Consider the following 16,006-nt stretch of genomic DNA (forward strand, 5'->3'; position numbering starts at 1 on the left):
GATTTCAATCGGACAATTTTAGCCCGACAAAAACGAGGCAACGCGTCCATGGTCGAGGCTATTCACGAGCTGGAAGGCGGGGGCACCGCAGAGGGGGACGTCGGCGCGTCCGTGCTGGACCTGGCTGCGCCGGCCGGTGTCGCCCTGCGCAGCGCAGCCGAAAGCCGGGGGCTCGACTGGGCGGTGATCGGGCGTCATCTGGCGGCCCACGGCATCGGTCTCGATCCCGCCTTCGTGCCCCGTCAGTTCACAGGCGGCCTCGCCAACCTGAACTTTCTCGTGCGCGTGTCGGACGGCTGGGCCGTGCTGCGGCGTCCGCCCGATGGCCCCCTGCCCCCGGGCGCGCACGACATGGCGCGCGAGCACCGCATCCTGTCGAACCTCTGGCGGGAGCTGCCGCTCGCCCCCCGCAGCCTGCATCTGTGCGCCGACCCAAGCATTGCCGGCGCGCCGTTCCAGGTGATGGAATTCCGCCCCGGCGTCGCCCTGCGCGGTGACAGCCTGTCGCCCTTCCCGGCGACCGCCGCCACCGGCGCGGACCTCTCGCACAAGCTGGTCGAGACGTTGGCCGCCATCCACGCGGTGGACCCGGCGCGGATCGGCCTGTCCGATCTCGGCCGCCCCGCCGGCTTCTTCGCCCGCACCGCTGCGGGCTGGATCGGCCGCGCCGAACGGGTGGCGCAGGGCGCGCTCTCCCCGGCCGCCCGTGCCGTCGCCGGCTGGCTCGCTGCCGCAGAGGTGCGGGACGCGTCGGCGCCGACGCTTCTCCACAACGATTTCAAGCTCGACAACGTGCTGCTGGACCCCGCCACCCGCGGGCCCGTCGCCGTGGTGGACTGGGACATGGGCACCCGGGGCGACCCGTTGTTCGATCTCGCGACGCTGCTCAGCTACTGGACCGAGGCCGGCGACCCGCCGTGCATGCACGAGCTGGCGCAGATGCCCACGACCCACCCCGGCTTCCTGACACGAGCCGAAGCGGCGGACGCCTACGCCCGCGCCACCGGCCGCGACCTGTCCCAGCTCAAGGTCTACCGCGTGCTCACCATGCTGAAGCTCGGCGTGGTGTTCCACCAGCTCCACGCGCGGCACCGCGCCGGCGAGACGGCGGACCCGCGCTATGCCGGCTTCGGCACACTCGCCGAGGCGCTGTTCGATTTCACCCTCGACATCATCAACGACAAGACCTTCTGAAGGCGAGGCCCATGGATTTCGCGCTCCCCCCCGATCTCGCCGCGCTGGAGGCCCGCACCGCGGCCTTCGTGCGCGACGAGGTTCTGCCCTTCGAGGCCGACCCGCGCCGCACCGCCCACGGCCCCACCGACGATTTGCGCCGTGATCTGGTGGCGAAGGCCCACGCGGCCGGGCTGCTGAGCCCGCACGTACCGAAGGCCTGGGGCGGGCTGGGCCTCTCCCATCTCGGCAAGGCCGTGGTGTTCGAGGCGGCGGGCTATTCCATGCTCGGCCCCATCGCGCTTGCCATCGCCGCGCCGGACGAGGGCAACATGCACCTTCTCGCCGAAGTGGCGAGCGAAGCGCAGAAGGCCCGCTACCTCGCGCCCATGGCGGCGGGCGAGACGCGCTCCTGCTTCCTGATGACCGAGCCGCATCCCGGCGCCGGAGCGGACCCGTCCTCGCTCAAGACAACCGCGGTGAAGGACGGCGACCACTTCGTCATCAACGGCCTCAAATGGCTCATCACCGGTGCCGAGGGCGCGGCCTTCGCCATCATCATGGCGCGCACTATCGTGGACGGGCGGGACGTGGGCGCCACCATGTTCCTCGCCGATCTGCCGACGGAGGGCTTCCGCATCAGCCGCGCGCTCGACACGCTGGACAGTTCCTTCACCGGCGGCCACGCGGAAGTGGCGCTGGAAAATCTGCGCGTTCCCGCGTCCGACGTGCTCGGCGCCGTGGGCGAGGGCTTCCGCCATGCGCAGGCGCGGCTCGTGCCGGCGCGGCTCACCCACTGCATGCGCTGGCTCGGCGCCGCGCGGCGCGCCCACGACATCGCCACCGACTATGCGGGCCGGCGCGAGGCGTTCGGCGGCACGCTCCTGTCCCACGAGGGTGTGGGCTTCATGCTGGCCGACAATGAGATTGACCTGCACACCACCCGCCTCGCCATCCGCCACGCCGCCTGGCTGCTGGACCAGGGTGAAAAGGCGAACGTGGAAAGCTCCATGGTGAAGGTGTTCGCCTCCGAAGCCATCTTCCGCATCGTGGACCGGTCGCTCCAGGTGCTGGGCGGCCTCGGCATGACGCGAGACACGGAGGTGGAGCGCATCTTCCGCGACGTGCGCGGTTTCCGCATCTACGACGGCCCGTCCGAGGTCCACCGCTGGAACATCGCGCGCCGGCTGGCCCGTGGCGCGGCGGTGAAGGCCGTGCCGGAAGGGAGGGCCGCGTGATGGGCCTCGCCCTTCCCCTGCCCCAGCCCGCGCCCATGCCCGGCCTTGCCGGCAAGATCGTCATCGTCACCGGCGGCGGGCGGGGCCTCGGCCGCGCGGTCGCGGAGGGCTTTGCCACCGCCGGCGCCCATGTGGTGCTCACGGGCCGCAGCGCCGAGACGCTGGCCGAGGCGGCCGCCGCGATCGTCACGCAGGGTGGATCGGCCGAAGGCATCGCCGCCGATGTGGCCAGCGAGGCGGACGTCGAGGCGCTGGTCCGCTCCGTGGTGGAGCGTCATGGCCGCATCGACGTGCTCGTCAACAATGCCGGCATCAACCCTTGGTACAAGACCGCCGAGGACACGAGCCTCGCCGAATGGCGGCAGGTGGTCGACACCAACCTCACCGGCGTGTTTCTCGCCGCCCGCGCGACAGGCCGCGTGATGCTGGCCCAAGGCGAAGGCGCCATCGTCAACATCACCTCGGTGGCCGGAAAGGTGGGGCTGGCGCGCACCACCGCCTATTGCGCCGCCAAGGGCGGGGTGGAGCTGATGACTCGTCAGCTCGCGCTCGAATGGGCGAAGAAGGGCGTGCGGGTGAATGCCGTCGGCCCCGGCTATTTCGAAACCGAGCTGACCGAAGGCATGCGCCAGAACCCAAAGCTCGCCGAGCGCGTCACCGGCCGCACGCCCATGGGCCGCTTCGGCCATCCGCAGGAGCTGGTCGGCGCCTGCCTGTTCCTCGCCTCGCCCGCGGCCTCCTACATCACCGGCGCCTCGCTGGCGGTGGATGGCGGCTGGACCGCCGCCTGATCCGAAAGACCAGAGATGAACGCCCTCACGCCCACATCCACACCGAGCTCAACCCCCTTGGCCCTCGCCGGCCTCAAGGTGCTGGACCTCACCCGCCTGCTGCCGGGCGCCTTCTGCTCGCTGATGCTGGCCGACCTCGGCGCCGACGTGCTCAAGATCGAGCAGCCGGAGGGCGGCGACTACAACCGCACCTTCCCGCCGCTGAACCGCGCGGAATCCGGCTCCTTCCTGCTGCTCAACCGCAACAAGAAGAGCCTGACGCTGAACCTCAAGTCGGAAGAGGGCCGCGCCATTCTCCTCAATCTGGTGAAGGATGCGGACGTGCTGCTGGAGGGCTTCCGCCCCGGCGTCATGGACCGCCTCGGCCTCGGCTATGACGCCCTCGCCGAGATCAATCCCCGCCTCGTCTATTGCGCCATCTCCGGCTACGGGCAGGACGGGCCGAGCCGGCTCAAGCCGGGGCACGACCTCAATTATCTCGCCGAGGCGGGGGCGCTGCAGTTGTTCGGCAAGGCGGGGGAAGGCCCCATCGTGCCGGGGCTCTCCATCGCCGACGTGGGCGGTGGCTCCCTCATGGCCTCCACGGGAATCCTCGCCGCGCTGCTGGCGCGGGCGACCACCGGGCGCGGGCAGTTCGTGGACGTGTCCATGCATGACGGCGCCATGTCGTGGCTGACCCTGCACGGCGCCGATCATCTCTTCGCCGGCATCGAGCCGAAGGGTGGCGAGCGGCCCTTCATCGGTCAGGCGCCGTGCTACAATGTCTACGCCTGCGCCGACGGAAAACACGTCGCCCTCGGCCTCATCGAGACGCATTTCTGGCACCGCTTCTGCGACGCCGTGGGCCTTCCCGCGCTGAAGAACGAGCAGTGGCCGGAGGGCGAGCGGGAAGTGGCGCAGAAGGCCACCCTCGCCGCCCTGTTCGCCCGCAAGACGCGCGACGAATGGGTGGCGGACCTTGAAGCCGCCGACATTCCCTTCGGCCCCGTCTTCTCCATGGAGGAGGCCTTCGCCGATCCCCATGCCCGCCACCGGCAGATGCTGATGTCCATGGAGCATCCGGTGGAGGGCACCATTCCTCAGCTCGGCTTTCCGGTGAAGTATTCCGGCACCCCCTGCGCCCTGCGTTCGCCGCCGCCCCTGCTCGGTGAGCACAATGGCGAGGTGCTGGCGGGCCTCGGCTATGCGCCCGAGGAAATCGCCGCGCTCAAGGCCAGCCGGGCGATCTGAGGCACCACGCGCAAAAGACCAGCAAGAGAGCACCAAGAGAGCACAATGCTCCGGGAGGAAACCATGGCCCCCAGCCAGATGGCGCCGACCAGAATAGCGCCCAACATGACCGACTATGCCGAAACGGCCCGCACCTTCCGATGGCAGGTGCCGGAGACGTTCAATTTCGGTGCCGACGTGGTGGATCATTTCGCCCGTACCGCCGACGGACCGGCCCTCATCTGGGCCAATGCGGCGGGCGAGGAGCGGCGCTTTTCCTTCTCGGACATGGCGCGCCTCACCAGCCGCTTCGCCTCGGCTCTGGCGGCACGCGGCATCCGGAAGGGCGACCGGGTGCTGGTCATGCTGCCGCGCATTCCCGAATGGCAGGTGGCCATGGTGGGCTGCCTGAAGCTCGGCGCTGTGCCCATTCCGTCCATCGAGATGCTCACCGCCAAGGACATCGCATATCGCGTGCGCCATGCCGGCGTGCGGGCCGTGGTGGCCCGGGCCGAACATGCGGTAAAGTTCGCGGATGTGATGGACGAGGTGCCGGTACGCCTCGCGCTGAAAGGCCCCCTTGGCGGCGCGCCCGGCTTCGAGCCGCTGGAGGAGGCGCTGGCCTCCGGCGACGAGGCATTCGTGCCGGTGACGGTCAAGGCCGACGACCCGGCCGTGCTCTATTACACCTCCGGCTCCACAGGGCAGCCGAAGGGCGTGCTGCACGCCTCCCGCGGGCTCTACGCCTGGCGCGGCTCGGCCGTCTGCTGGCTGGATCTTCGGCCCGGCGATACCATCTGGTGCACGGCCGACACCGGCTGGAGCAAGGCCGGCACCTCCATCCTGTTCGGCCCCTGGAGCTGCGGGGCCGCCAGCTTCTTCTACGATGGCACGTTCGACCCCAAGGAGCGCCTGCGTCTGCTGGAACGCTACGGCATCACCGTCTATTGCGCACCGGGCACGGAGCTGTTCCGCGTGGTGGATGCCGGCGTCGCCGAGCACGACCTCTCGCGCCTGCGCCACACCGTCTCCTCGGGCGAGACGTTGAACCCGGCGGTCGCGGCACGCTGGCAGACGGCGACGGGCGTCCCCATCCTTGAAGCCTACGGCCAGACCGAGACGCTGATGACGCTGCTCAACTATCCCAGCGTCGCCCCGCGCGAGGGCTCCATGGGCAAGCCGTTGCCGGGCCTCGATCTCGCAATCATCGACGGCGCGGGGAACCGCCTGCCGCCCAGCATGGAAGGCGACATCGCCCTTCTCACCCCCAACCCGCAGATGATGCTCGGCTATCTCGACGAGCCCGAACGCACCGCCAGCGCCCATGTGGAGGGGCCGGAGGGGCGCTGGTTCGTCACCGGCGACCTCGGGATGGTGGATGCGGACGGCTATTTCTACCATCGTGGCCGCAATGACGACGTCATCAATTCCGCCGGCTACCGCATCGGTCCCTCCGAGGTGGAGAACGCTTTGCTCGACCATCCGGCGGTGCAGGAATGCGCGGCGGTGGCGTCGCCCCATCCGGAGCGTGGCGAGATCGTGAAGGCCTTTGTCGTGCTCCGCCCCGGCTTCACCGGCGACGATGCGCTGGCGGCCGCCTTGCAGGATCACGTGAAGCGTGTCACCGCTCCCTACAAATATCCCCGCGCCATCGCGTTTCTCGGCGAGCTGCCGAAGACCATGACCGGGAAGGTGCAACGCAAGGTGCTGCGGGACCTGGAGAAGGCCCGCGCCGCCGAGAGGATGGTCCCTGATGTCGCTCGCGCTTGATCCGGTGCAGGTGGAGCCCGCCTTCCGTCTCGTCGCCCGCACCATCGAGGACAAGATCCTGGCCGGCGAAATCGCGCCGGGGGATCTGCTGCCCTCCGAGGCCGGGCTCGCCGAGAAGCTGGGTGTGAACCGCTCCACCATCCGCGAAGCCATCCGCGTGCTGGAGCAGAACGGCTTCGTCAGGCGCGAGGCCGGCCGGAAGAAGCTCTATGCCTCCATCCCCCAGTCCGGCGACATTTCCCGCCGGCTCACGGCGGCGATGGTCCTGCATCAGGTGACGTTCGAGGAATTGTGGGAGGCCATGTACGCGCTAGAACCCGCCGCCGCAGCCTCCGCCGCCCAGCGCAGCGATGCGGCCGACCTCGAGGATCTGGAGCGCAATCTCGAGGAGACGCGCAAGGCGCTGAAGGATTCCACCAGCCTCACCGCCCTCGACATCGAGTTCCACGATCTGGTCGCCCGCGCCACCCGCAACCGGGCGATCCAGATGGCGCGCCTGCCCATCTCCGAGCTGTTCTATCCGCCCTTCCTGAAGGTGATGTCGCGCCTCAATGCCGGCGAGCGCCTGCTGGTGGCCCATGAGGCGATCTTCGCGGCGGTCCGCGATCACGACGAGAAGCGCGCACGGGACTGGATGGAGAAGCACATCCTGGACTTCAAGCGCGGCTACGAGCTCGCCAATCTCGACATGGCCACCCCCGTGGATATGCCCGAAAAATGAGTGCGCCCGCCCCCTCCCCCGCTGCTGTCACCTCCGGCGCTATCTCCGCCGAGGACGCCATCCGCTCGCGCCGCTCCATCCGCGCCTTCCTGCCGACGCCGGTCGGCGACGAGACCGTCGCGGCCATACTGGAGCTTGCGGCCCGCGCGCCCTCCGGCACCAACATTCAGCCATGGCAGGTGCTGGTGCTGCGGGGCGAACCGCTCGCGGCGCTGACGCGCGAACTCCATGCCCTCTCCCTCGCCGGCGATCCCGGCACGGAGGAATTTGCCTATTACCCGCGGCAATGGCGCGAGCCCTATCTCTCCCGTCGCCGCAAGGTGGGGTGGGATCTCTATGGCACGCTCGGCATCGCCAAGGGCGACACCGAGCGGATGCGCCAGCAGCTCGCGCGCAACTTCCTGTTCTTTGACGCGCCCGTGGGCCTCATCTTCACCATCGACCGCGACCTGGAGCGGGGCTCCTGGCTCGACTACGGCATGTTCCTCCAGAACATCATGATCGCCGCGCGGGCGTTCGGCCTCGACACCTGCCCGCAGGCGGCCTTCAACGCCTATGGCGCAGTCATCGCACGTCGCCTCGCCATTCCCGACACGCAGATGATCGTCTGCAGCATGGCGCTCGGTTTCGCCGATCCAGAGGCTCCGGAGAACACCTTCACCACGGTGCGAGAGCCTCTGGAGAACTTCGTGCGTTTCGTCGACCAGATCGCCTGAGACGCACGCGCAATTTCATCCCCGATCGGTTCGCCCGTCCCGCTGCCGCGGGGCGATCGCCTGCGCATGTCACCTGCGCCTGCCACATGAATGGGGTCATCATGGATTTGAAGGACAAGGTTGCCATCGTCACCGGCGCCGCCTCCGGCCTCGGCAACGCCACCGCACGCCGCCTCGCCGGCCTCGGCGCCCGCCTTGCCGTGGTGGACCTGAAGGAGGCGGGCATGTCGGCCCTCGCACAAGAGACCGGGGCGCTGGCCCTCGCCTGCGACGTGGCCGATGCGGCAGCGTCCGAGGCCGCCTTTGCCCGGATCCTGTCGGAACGCGGCCGTCCTCACCTGCTGGTGAACTGCGCCGGCATCGCCCCAGGCGCCCGGATCGTGGAGAAGGACGGGCCGGGCTCCCTCGGCGAATTCGAGCGCATCGTCCGCGTCAATCTCACGGGCACCTACAACTGGCTCCGCCTTGCCGCCGCTGCCATGGTGGAGAACGCGCCGGATGACGAGGGCCAGCGCGGCGTCATCATCAACACCGCATCGGTCGCGGCCTATGAAGGCCAGATCGGCCAGACGGCCTATGCGGCGGCGAAGGGCGGCGTGGCGTCCCTGACCCTGCCGGCTGCCCGCGAACTGGCGCGCCACGGCATCCGTGTCGCCGCCATCGCGCCCGGACTGTTCGGCACGCCCATGGTGGAAGCGATGACGCAGGAGGTGCAGGATCGCGTCTTCGAGGTCATCCCGTTTCCGAAGCGGCCCGGCCGGCCGGACGAATTCGCCCGCATGGTCCTCAGCATCGTCGCCAACCCCATGATCAACGGCTCCGTGCTCCGGCTGGACGCCGGCCTGAGGATGCAGGCGCGGTAACGTTGAAGCGTTCGGCCAAACGCGAAGGGGCACCGCCACCCGGCGGCCCCTCTATCGCGGCGGCGCGCAGCCGCACATGGCGTTGAGGCCGGCAGTGACGAACCGCACGAAATCCTCGAACAGCGCAGGATCACCCGCCGTCGCCCGCCCCCCGGACAGGCGTTCGATGCGCTTGTCGGCCACGTACATCAGCAGGGCGCCCACGGCATATTCATAGGCCCAGAGCAGCCGGTCGTCCGGGCAACCGGGAAGCGCGACGGCCATGGCCTCCAGGAAGGCGCGGACCAGCGGATCATAGAAGCGCTCGATCGTCTCGGTGGCTTCCGGGCCCGGATCCCAGGCGGTGCGGGCGACCAGCAGGGAGAAGCTGTCGCCGCTCGCCGAATCGTGCAGGCGCACCACCGGCTCCGCCCACGCGGTGACGATCTCCGCCACCCGCCCTTCCCCGGGGCCACGCGCCCCGATCTCCCGGATGCGGGAGATGCGCTCGTCGAGATTGGCCTGTCGGTGGGCGAAGACGGTGGCGAGCAATTCCGGCTTGCGGCCGAAATAATAGCCCACCAGGGCCACCGGCACGCCGGCGCGGGCGGCGATGTCGCGCACCGAGACCGCGGCATAGCCCCGCTCGGCAAAGAGGAATTCTGCGCTGGCGAGAATGTCCTGCCGGCGATCCGGCCGCTGCGGATCGCCGGGCGCGATTGCCGAGCGGCGCGCGCCCTTTCCCCGTCCGGACGGCGAGGCGGAGCGCCTGGCGGAAGATGGCTTCTTTGTCGTCTCCATGGACCTTTTCTAGCGTTACCGGTGCATCCGCACCAGCCATGGCGTCACGCCGACTTGTACAATTGTACAATAACATATACGACTGTACAAAACGAAGCCTGCGCGATGGGCTGGGAGGACGAGACGCCGTGCCAAGATTCGTCGATATCTCCATTCCGCTGGAAAACGACGTGCCCGCCGACCCGCCCTTCCAGCGGGTCCGCATCGACTATTCCGTCCACACGGAAACCGCCGCCACCCTGTGCGCCGCCTTCCCCGGATTGAAGCCCGAGCAGCTCCCGGAGGGCATGGGCTGGGCGGTGGAGACGGCCCACATCTCCACCCACAACGGCACCCATGTGGATGCGCCCTGGCACTATCACCCCACCATGGACGGCGGTGCACGCGCGATCACCATCGACGAGATCCCGCTCGACTGGTGCTTCCGCCCCGGCGTGAAGCTGGACTTCCGCCACCTGCCGGACGGCCATGTGGTGACGCCCGCCGAGATCGACGCGGAACTCGCCCGCATCGGCCACACGCTGAGCCCCCTCGACATCGTGGTGGTGAACACCTCGGCCGGCGTCGCCTACGGCCAGCCCGACTATATCGACAAAGGCTGCGGCTTCGGCCGGGACGCCACCCTCCACCTCGTGAACCAGGGCGTGCGCGTGGTGGGCACGGACGGCTGGAGCTGGGACGCGCCCTTCTCCTTCACCGCGCGCCGCTTCGCCGAGACGGGCGATGCCTCCCTCATATGGGAAGGCCACAAGGCCGGGCGCGAGAAGGGCTACTGCCAGATCGAGAAGCTCCACAATCTCGAGGCTCTGCCTGCCACCGGCTTCACCATCAGCTGCTTCCCGGTGAAGGTGCGCGCCGCCTCCGCCGGCTGGACGCGGGCCGTCGCCATCCTTCCCGATTGAACGCTTTCCCAAACGCTTCCCAAAACGCTTCCTTGGCGGAGACATGTCTTGAGCAAGGTCATCATCACCTGCGCGGTGACGGGCGGCATCCACACGCCCACCATGTCCGACGCACTGCCCATCACGCCCAACGAGATTGCCGAGCAGGCCATCGCGGCCGCCGAGGCCGGCGCCGCCATCCTGCACCTGCACGCCCGCGATCCCAAGGACGGGCGGCCCACGCCGGATCCCGCCGTGTTCATGGAATTCCTGCCGCGCATCAAGCAGGCGACCGATGCGGTGATCAACATCACCACCGGCGGCGGCCTGAACATGACGGTGGAGGACCGCCTCGCCGCCCCGTTGAAGGCCGCGCCGGAGATGTGCTCGCTGAACATGGGCTCCATGAACTTCGCCCTGCACCCGCTGGCGAAGCGCTATTCCAACTGGAAATACGCGTGGGAGGAGCCCTACCTCACCGGCACGAAGGACTTCATCTTCCGCAATACGTTCGGCGACATCGAACGCATCTACAAGATGCTGGGCGAGGAGCACGGCACCAAGTTCGAGCATGAATGCTACGACGTGGGCCACCTCTACAATCTCGCCCATTGCCTCGATCAGGGCTGGTTCCGCCCGCCGGTGTTCCTGCAGCTCATCTTCGGCATCCTCGGCGGCATCGGGCCGGACATGGACAATCTGATGTTCATGAAGCGCACCGCCGACAAGCTGTTCGGCAAGGACTATCACTGGTCCGTGCTCGCCGCCGGCCGCCACCAGATGCCGTTCGCGACGCAGGCGGCGATGATGGGCGGCAATGTGCGGGTGGGGCTGGAGGACAGCCTGTTCATCGGCCGCGGCAAGCTCGCATCCAGCAATGCCGAGCAGGTGGCGAAGATCCGCCGCATCCTGGAAGAACTCGGCCACGAGATCGCCACCCCGGACGAGGCCCGCGCCACCCTCGGCCTCAAGGGCGCCGACAAGGTAAGCTTCTGAAAGCCTGAGGAACGCCATGGCCACGCCCAACCCCATCGACGGCTTTACGGTAGACCCCGCCGCCATCGCCTATGTGGGCGAGGGCCTGCAGCGTCCCGAATGCATCCTTGCCGAGCGCGACGGCTCCCTGTGGAGCGCGGACGCGCGCGGCGGTGTGGTCCATATCCGCCCGGACGGCACCCAGAAGCTGATCGCGCAGAGCGAGGCGACGCATTTCGCTTCCGCCACCGACGAGGAGACGCGCTTCGTCTCCGGCACATTGCCCAACGGCCTCGCCTTCGCCCGCAACGGCGACATCCTGATCTCCAATTTCGGCACCGACCGGCTGGAGATCATGACCCGCGACGGGCAATCCCGCGTGCTCGCCGACACCATCGACGGCGCGCCCATCGGCAAGGTCAATTTCGTGCTGCGCGACAGCCGCGACCGCATCTGGCTCACCATCTCCACCCGCATCAGGAACTGGATGCAGGCCATGAGCCCGAACGTCTCGGACGGCTACGTGGCGCTCTACGAGAACGGACACCTGCGCATCGTCGCGGACGGCTTCTGCTTCACCAACGAGATCCGCTTCGACGCCAACGAGGAATGGCTCTATGTGGTGGAGACGGGCGGCAAGCGGGTGACGCGCCTCAGGGCCCTGCCCAATGGCGATCTGGTGGACCGCGAGACCTTCGGCCCCTCCGACCATGGCGCCCTCATCGACGGCATCGCCTTCGACGCCCATGGCAACCTCTGGGGCACCCATGTGATGACGGACCGCATCTTCGCCATCACGCCCGACGGCGACCTGCGCATCATCCTCGACGACGACCACGGCAGCCCGGCCGGCAAGGCGCTGATGGCGGCTCTGGAGAAGGACGCCGTGACGCCAGAGCTGATGCTCGCCTGCGGCGGCACCATCGCGCCGTGGTTCGCCAGCGTGACCTTCGGCGGGCCGGACCTCAGGACCGTCTATGTGGGCAGCCTGCGCGGCACCCGCATTCCCTTCTTCCGCTCACCGGTGGCGGGCCTGCCCATGGTCCACTGGTGACGGCCGACCAATAAAAAGCACGAACGGGAGGACATTCATGACTGCGAAATTCGGCCCCCTCGCCTTGGCCCTGGCGGCGGGACTTGCCGCGGCTCCGGCAGCGGCGGAAATCTCCGGCGGCACGGTGAAGGTGGGCGTGCTCACCGACATGTCCGGCGTCTATTCCGACATCACCGGCAAGGGCTCGCTCATCGCCGCCCAGATGGCCATCGACGACTGCCTGAAGGCCGAATGTGCCGGCATGAAGATCGAGATGGTCTCCGCCGACCACCAGAACAAGGCGGACATCGCCTCCGCCACCGCGCGCAAGTGGATTGACCAGGACGGCGTGGACGTCCTCGCCGACATGTCCAACGCCTCCATCCAGCTCGCCATCGCGCCGCTGGTGAAGGAGAAGAACCGCGTCGCGCTCTTCCCCGGCGGCACCGCGCGCCTCACCGGCGATGCCTGCCAGCCCGGCCATGTGGTGCAGTGGATGTGGGACACCTACGTGCAGGTGGCCGGCATCGCCAACCGCCTCACCCAGCCCGGCACCTCCTGGTATCTGGTGACGGCGGACTATGCCCTCGGCCAGCAACTGGAGGCGGACGCCAAGACCGTGGTGGGCAAGAAGGGCGGCAAGGTGCTCGGCTCCGTGCGCCATCCCTTCCCGGCGGTGGACCTCTCCTCCCCGCTGCTCACCGCGCAGGGCTCGGGGGCCGACATCATCGCCCTCGCCAATGCCGGCAACGACACGGTGACCGGCATCAAGACCGCGCGCGAATTCGGCATCACCACCTCGAAGCAGAAGCTCGTCGCCTTCTTCCTCACCGCGCTGGATGTGAAGAGCGTGGGCCTGCCGGTGGCGCAGGGAACGCTTCTGTCCGAAGGCTTCTATTGGGACCTCGACGACGGCACCCGCGCCTTCTCCGAGCGCTTCAAGGCGCAGAATGGCAAGATCCCGTCCGCCATCCACGCCGGCGTCTATTCCTCCGTCCTGCACTATCTGAAGTCGGTGGCGGCCACGAAGAGCGATGATGCCGAGACCGTGGTGAAGAAGATGGGCGAGCTGCCCATCAAGGACGACGTCGTGCGCAACGCCAAGCTGAGGCCCGACGGACGCATGGTCCACGATTTCTACGTGTTCGAGGTGAAGGCGCCAGACGCCTCCAAGGGCGAATGGGACCTCTACAAGCTGGTCGCCACCCTGCCCGGCGACGAGGCATTCCGCCCGCTCTCCGAAAGCGCCTGCCCGGCCATCATCGCTGCGCGCGGAGAGAAGAAGGCGAACTGAGCAACAACGGGGCCGCGCGTCCGGCACGGCCCCGTAGCGGCTTCGCCCCCTTGCCGCTTTCAAGCGCGACGCAACGCGCAGCGGGATCGACGTGTCAGAAGTCCGATGCCCGGAGCAAGAGGTTAACCGCGGCGGGCGGTTCCACGCAGGGTCGGCAGTCCGATGCCCGCAGCGTCGAAGCCGCCGTCCACGGCAAGTTCCTGCCCGGTGATGTAGCTTGCCTTGTCACTGCACAGGAAGAGGACCGCCTCCGCGAGCTCCTCCTCCAGCCCATAGCGGGCGAGCGGGATGGCGTCGTGATAGTCGGCGCGGATCGCGGGCGAATGCACCTCTTTCGCCATGGCGGTGTCCACCGGCCCCGGCGCCACCGCGTTGACGCGGATGCCGAAGCCCGCGAGTTCCACCGCGAGCTGCTTGGTGAGGTGCGCGAGCGCAGCCTTGCTGGTGCCGTAGGCGGCCCGCAGGGTCGAGGCCCGCAGCCCGGAGATGGACGTGATGTTGACGATGGCCCCACCGCCCTGACGCGCGATCAGCGGCACGGTGGCTTTGGTGCAGTTGAACGGGCCGGACAAGTTGACATCGAGCACGCGGCTCCATTCCGCGTCCGTCGTCTCGAGAATGGGCTTGAACACGGCGATACCGGCATTGTTGACCAGCGCATCGAGCCGGCCGAACCGGGCGTCGATCGCCTGAACCGCGGCCGCGACCGCCGCCGGATCAGCCACATCGCAGACCAATGCGAGCGTGCGCTCGGGCTCCGCCAGGGCGGCGAAGGCCTCCTGGAGCAGCAGGGGCTCGATATCGAGCAGCGCCACCCGCCAGCCGTCGGCAATGAACTTGCGCGCCACGGCAAGTCCGATGCCGCGCGCCGCGCCCGTGACTAGAGCAACTTTGGGATCTGGGAAGGTGGAGGTTTCGGGCATGACCGTTTCATCGTGGAATGATCTTGCTGAGGCTCATACCCCGACGGTCGGCGAAACGGAATGCCCGCTGCAACAGACAGCGCGGCGGGCGTCTCCTGCTTCGGAGGAAAGGCTCGGCGGAGAACGCCGAGCCCTGGCTTGCCGCAACTAGCGGAAATCGCCGGTGGCGATGGGGTCGGAACCCGGGAAGGTCTCCTCGAGCGCCTCGTCGAGCAGCGCGGCGTCGGCGGTGGGATAATCGGTGTAGCCCTCCGGCCCCTGCGTGTACCAGGTCTCCATGTGGTCCGGCGCGAGCGGAATCGCGTGCCGGATGCGGGCGGGCAGATCGGGATTGGCGAGGAAGCCGCGGCCGAAGGCGATGGCGTCCGCCTCGCCCTTCTCCAGGGCGGCCATGGCACGGGCGCCGTCGAAATCGGAATTCAGCACCAGCGGCCCGTCGAACACGGCCCGGATCTCCGGATGGACCGGCGGATGGTCCGGCGTGCCGCGGGTGCCCTCCGGAGGCGGCTCGCGCAGTTCGAGGAAGGCGATGCCGATATCCGACAGGATCTGCGCGGCGTGGCGGAACAGGGGCACCGGATCGGGATCGTTGACGCCCTGGCTCTCTCCGTTGGGCGACAGGCGCACGCCCGTGCGGTCGGCGCCGATCTCGCCGGCCACGGCCTCCGTCACCTCGCGCAGCAGGCGGGAGCGGTTCTCGATGGAGCCGCCGTAGGCATCGGTGCGGTGATTGGCCGAGGCGCGCAGGAACTGGTCGATCAGATAGCCGTTCGCGGCGTGGATCTCCACGCCGTCGAATCCAGCGAGCAGGGCGTTGCGGGCCGCCCGGCGATAGTCGTTGAGCAGGCCGGGGATCTCGGCGGCATCGAGGGCACGGGCCTCGGCATGGGGTTGCTTGCCGTCATAGGTATGGGCGTAGGCCGGCGCGGTCGTCGCCGATGCGGAAACGGCCTTGGCGCCGTCAAGGAAGCTCGGATGCACGATCCGCCCCATGTGCCAGAGCTGGCACACCATGCGCCCGCCGGCGCTCTTCACCGCGTCCGTCACCGGTCGCCAGGCGGTGACCTGCTCGTCGCTCCAGATACCGGGCGCGAAGGGCCAGCCGAGGCCCTGTCGGCTGATGCCGGTGGCTTCGGAAATGATGAGGCCGGCGCTGGCGCGCTGGGCATAATATTCCGCCATGAGCGCGGTGGGCACATGCTCGCGCGTGCCGCGGCCACGGGTCAGGGGCGCCATGAACATGCGGTTCGGCGCCGCGATGGCACCCATCTGGATGGGATCGAACAAGGTGGGCATGGGTCTTCTCCGGGAGCTCTACGAAGAACCGCCCTCGGCCGGCGTCCGGATGCGAAAGATGGGGCGGACAATTGGCTGCGGGCGAGAGGTCAAGGGGGGACGAACACACCGGCGGCCCCGGAAGAGCAAAGCGGGGAGCGCTTGCCGAGGCGGCCGCCTGTTGGATCGCGACGGCATGGATGGTCGTGTCGGGACAGCAGGACAAGGCGAGCGTGCCGAAGGCGGCGACGAAGATCAAGGCCGCGGGCGCAACCGCAGTTGCTCGCGCCACCAAGCGACCAGCGGCGGCCGGAAGTTCACTGGCCGCGCCAGTCTCCTGAGCACGGCCGCTGACGGCCTCGGC

At 68.6% G+C, this 16,006-nt stretch carries 15 protein-coding genes; 12 read left to right on the plus strand and 3 right to left on the minus strand.

The features are described from left to right. The first annotated feature begins 48 nt into the window (after window positions 1-48). From EJ105_RS14205 to EJ105_RS14240, 8 genes are all read left to right on the plus strand, one after another. Complete coding sequence (locus EJ105_RS14205; protein ID WP_250166835.1) at window positions 49-1,194, plus strand: phosphotransferase family protein; 1,146 nt, start codon at window positions 49-51, stop codon at window positions 1,192-1,194. Window positions 1,195-1,205: 11 nt separating this feature from the next. Beyond that, window positions 1,206-2,411 (plus strand): acyl-CoA dehydrogenase family protein, encoded by a 1,206-nt coding sequence (locus EJ105_RS14210; protein WP_250166836.1) that lies wholly within the window; start codon window positions 1,206-1,208, stop codon window positions 2,409-2,411. Then, on the plus strand, window positions 2,411-3,202 hold the full coding sequence (locus tag EJ105_RS14215; protein ID WP_250166837.1) for an SDR family NAD(P)-dependent oxidoreductase: 792 nt from the start codon (window positions 2,411-2,413) through the stop codon (window positions 3,200-3,202). The genes EJ105_RS14210 and EJ105_RS14215 overlap by 1 nt, the downstream gene beginning before the upstream one ends. 15 nt (window positions 3,203-3,217) lie before the next feature. After that, window positions 3,218-4,432, plus strand: a complete 1,215-nt coding sequence (locus EJ105_RS14220) for a CaiB/BaiF CoA transferase family protein (protein WP_250166838.1) — start codon at window positions 3,218-3,220, stop codon at window positions 4,430-4,432. A 63-nt stretch (window positions 4,433-4,495) separates the two neighbouring features. Continuing rightward, a complete protein-coding gene (locus tag EJ105_RS14225; protein WP_250166839.1) occupies window positions 4,496-6,181 on the plus strand; it encodes an acetate--CoA ligase in 1,686 nt (561 codons plus the stop codon). Beyond that, window positions 6,165-6,902, plus strand: a complete 738-nt coding sequence (locus EJ105_RS14230; protein ID WP_024280086.1) for a FadR/GntR family transcriptional regulator — start codon at window positions 6,165-6,167, stop codon at window positions 6,900-6,902. The genes EJ105_RS14225 and EJ105_RS14230 overlap by 17 nt, the downstream gene beginning before the upstream one ends. Then, the gene (locus EJ105_RS14235) at window positions 6,899-7,618 is read left to right on the plus strand and encodes a nitroreductase (protein ID WP_250166840.1); all 720 of its coding nucleotides are present in this window, start codon (window positions 6,899-6,901) and stop codon (window positions 7,616-7,618) included. The genes EJ105_RS14230 and EJ105_RS14235 overlap by 4 nt, the downstream gene beginning before the upstream one ends. A 101-nt stretch (window positions 7,619-7,719) precedes the next feature. Further along, the gene (locus EJ105_RS14240) at window positions 7,720-8,481 is read left to right on the plus strand and encodes an SDR family NAD(P)-dependent oxidoreductase (protein WP_250166841.1); all 762 of its coding nucleotides are present in this window, start codon (window positions 7,720-7,722) and stop codon (window positions 8,479-8,481) included. Between the two features lie 51 nt (window positions 8,482-8,532). Here EJ105_RS14240 and EJ105_RS14245 read toward each other — a convergent pair whose 3' ends face one another. Then, entirely contained in the window at window positions 8,533-9,261 is a 729-nt protein-coding gene (locus tag EJ105_RS14245; RefSeq protein WP_250166842.1) for a TetR/AcrR family transcriptional regulator, read from the minus strand. Window positions 9,262-9,389: 128 nt separating this feature from the next. Between EJ105_RS14245 and EJ105_RS14250 the strand changes: the two genes are divergently transcribed. The 4 genes from EJ105_RS14250 to EJ105_RS14265 are packed head-to-tail and all read left to right on the plus strand — an operon-like array spanning window position 9,390 to window position 13,444. Further along, complete coding sequence (locus tag EJ105_RS14250; protein WP_250166843.1) at window positions 9,390-10,163, plus strand: cyclase family protein; 774 nt, start codon at window positions 9,390-9,392, stop codon at window positions 10,161-10,163. Window positions 10,164-10,211: 48 nt separating this feature from the next. Continuing rightward, window positions 10,212-11,138 (plus strand): 3,5-dioxohexanoate:acetyl-CoA acetone transferase, encoded by a 927-nt coding sequence (gene kce, locus EJ105_RS14255; protein WP_284145455.1) that lies wholly within the window; start codon window positions 10,212-10,214, stop codon window positions 11,136-11,138. Between the two features lie 16 nt (window positions 11,139-11,154). Next, window positions 11,155-12,171, plus strand: a complete 1,017-nt coding sequence (locus tag EJ105_RS14260; RefSeq protein WP_250166844.1) for an SMP-30/gluconolactonase/LRE family protein — start codon at window positions 11,155-11,157, stop codon at window positions 12,169-12,171. Window positions 12,172-12,208: 37 nt separating this feature from the next. After that, entirely contained in the window at window positions 12,209-13,444 is a 1,236-nt protein-coding gene (locus tag EJ105_RS14265) for an ABC transporter substrate-binding protein (RefSeq protein WP_250166845.1), read from the plus strand. Window positions 13,445-13,566: 122 nt separating this feature from the next. On the opposite strand, the gene EJ105_RS14270 is transcribed toward EJ105_RS14265, so the two are convergent. Both EJ105_RS14270 and EJ105_RS14275 read right to left on the minus strand, forming a co-directional pair. Next, entirely contained in the window at window positions 13,567-14,367 is an 801-nt protein-coding gene (locus EJ105_RS14270; RefSeq protein WP_250166846.1) for an SDR family NAD(P)-dependent oxidoreductase, read from the minus strand. 147 nt (window positions 14,368-14,514) lie between these two features. After that, window positions 14,515-15,663, minus strand: coding sequence for an alkene reductase (locus EJ105_RS14275; protein WP_250166847.1), 1,149 nt, complete (start codon window positions 15,661-15,663; stop codon window positions 14,515-14,517). Between the last annotated feature and the right edge of the window lie 343 nt (window positions 15,664-16,006).

Source organism: Xanthobacter aminoxidans (assembly GCF_023571765.1).
GTDB classification, from domain to species: domain Bacteria; phylum Pseudomonadota; class Alphaproteobacteria; order Rhizobiales; family Xanthobacteraceae; genus Xanthobacter; species Xanthobacter aminoxidans.

Excerpts from the sequence above, each read along its gene's own strand:
- EJ105_RS14205 (WP_250166835.1), top strand. The coding sequence starts at position 49 with ATGGTCGAGGCTATTCACGAGCTGGAAGGCGGGGGCACCGCAGAGGGG.
- EJ105_RS14210 (WP_250166836.1), top strand. The coding sequence starts at position 1,206 with ATGGATTTCGCGCTCCCCCCCGATCTCGCCGCGCTGGAGGCCCGCACC.
- EJ105_RS14215 (WP_250166837.1), top strand. The coding sequence starts at position 2,411 with ATGGGCCTCGCCCTTCCCCTGCCCCAGCCCGCGCCCATGCCCGGCCTT.
- EJ105_RS14220 (WP_250166838.1), top strand. The coding sequence starts at position 3,218 with ATGAACGCCCTCACGCCCACATCCACACCGAGCTCAACCCCCTTGGCC.
- EJ105_RS14225 (WP_250166839.1), top strand. The coding sequence starts at position 4,496 with ATGGCCCCCAGCCAGATGGCGCCGACCAGAATAGCGCCCAACATGACC.
- EJ105_RS14230 (WP_024280086.1), top strand. The coding sequence starts at position 6,165 with ATGTCGCTCGCGCTTGATCCGGTGCAGGTGGAGCCCGCCTTCCGTCTC.
- EJ105_RS14235 (WP_250166840.1), top strand. The coding sequence starts at position 6,899 with ATGAGTGCGCCCGCCCCCTCCCCCGCTGCTGTCACCTCCGGCGCTATC.
- EJ105_RS14240 (WP_250166841.1), top strand. The coding sequence starts at position 7,720 with ATGGATTTGAAGGACAAGGTTGCCATCGTCACCGGCGCCGCCTCCGGC.
- EJ105_RS14245 (WP_250166842.1), bottom strand. The coding sequence starts at position 9,261 with ATGGAGACGACAAAGAAGCCATCTTCCGCCAGGCGCTCCGCCTCGCCG.
- EJ105_RS14260 (WP_250166844.1), top strand. The coding sequence starts at position 11,155 with ATGGCCACGCCCAACCCCATCGACGGCTTTACGGTAGACCCCGCCGCC.
- EJ105_RS14265 (WP_250166845.1), top strand. The coding sequence starts at position 12,209 with ATGACTGCGAAATTCGGCCCCCTCGCCTTGGCCCTGGCGGCGGGACTT.
- EJ105_RS14270 (WP_250166846.1), bottom strand. The coding sequence starts at position 14,367 with ATGCCCGAAACCTCCACCTTCCCAGATCCCAAAGTTGCTCTAGTCACG.
- EJ105_RS14275 (WP_250166847.1), bottom strand. The coding sequence starts at position 15,663 with ATGCCCACCTTGTTCGATCCCATCCAGATGGGTGCCATCGCGGCGCCG.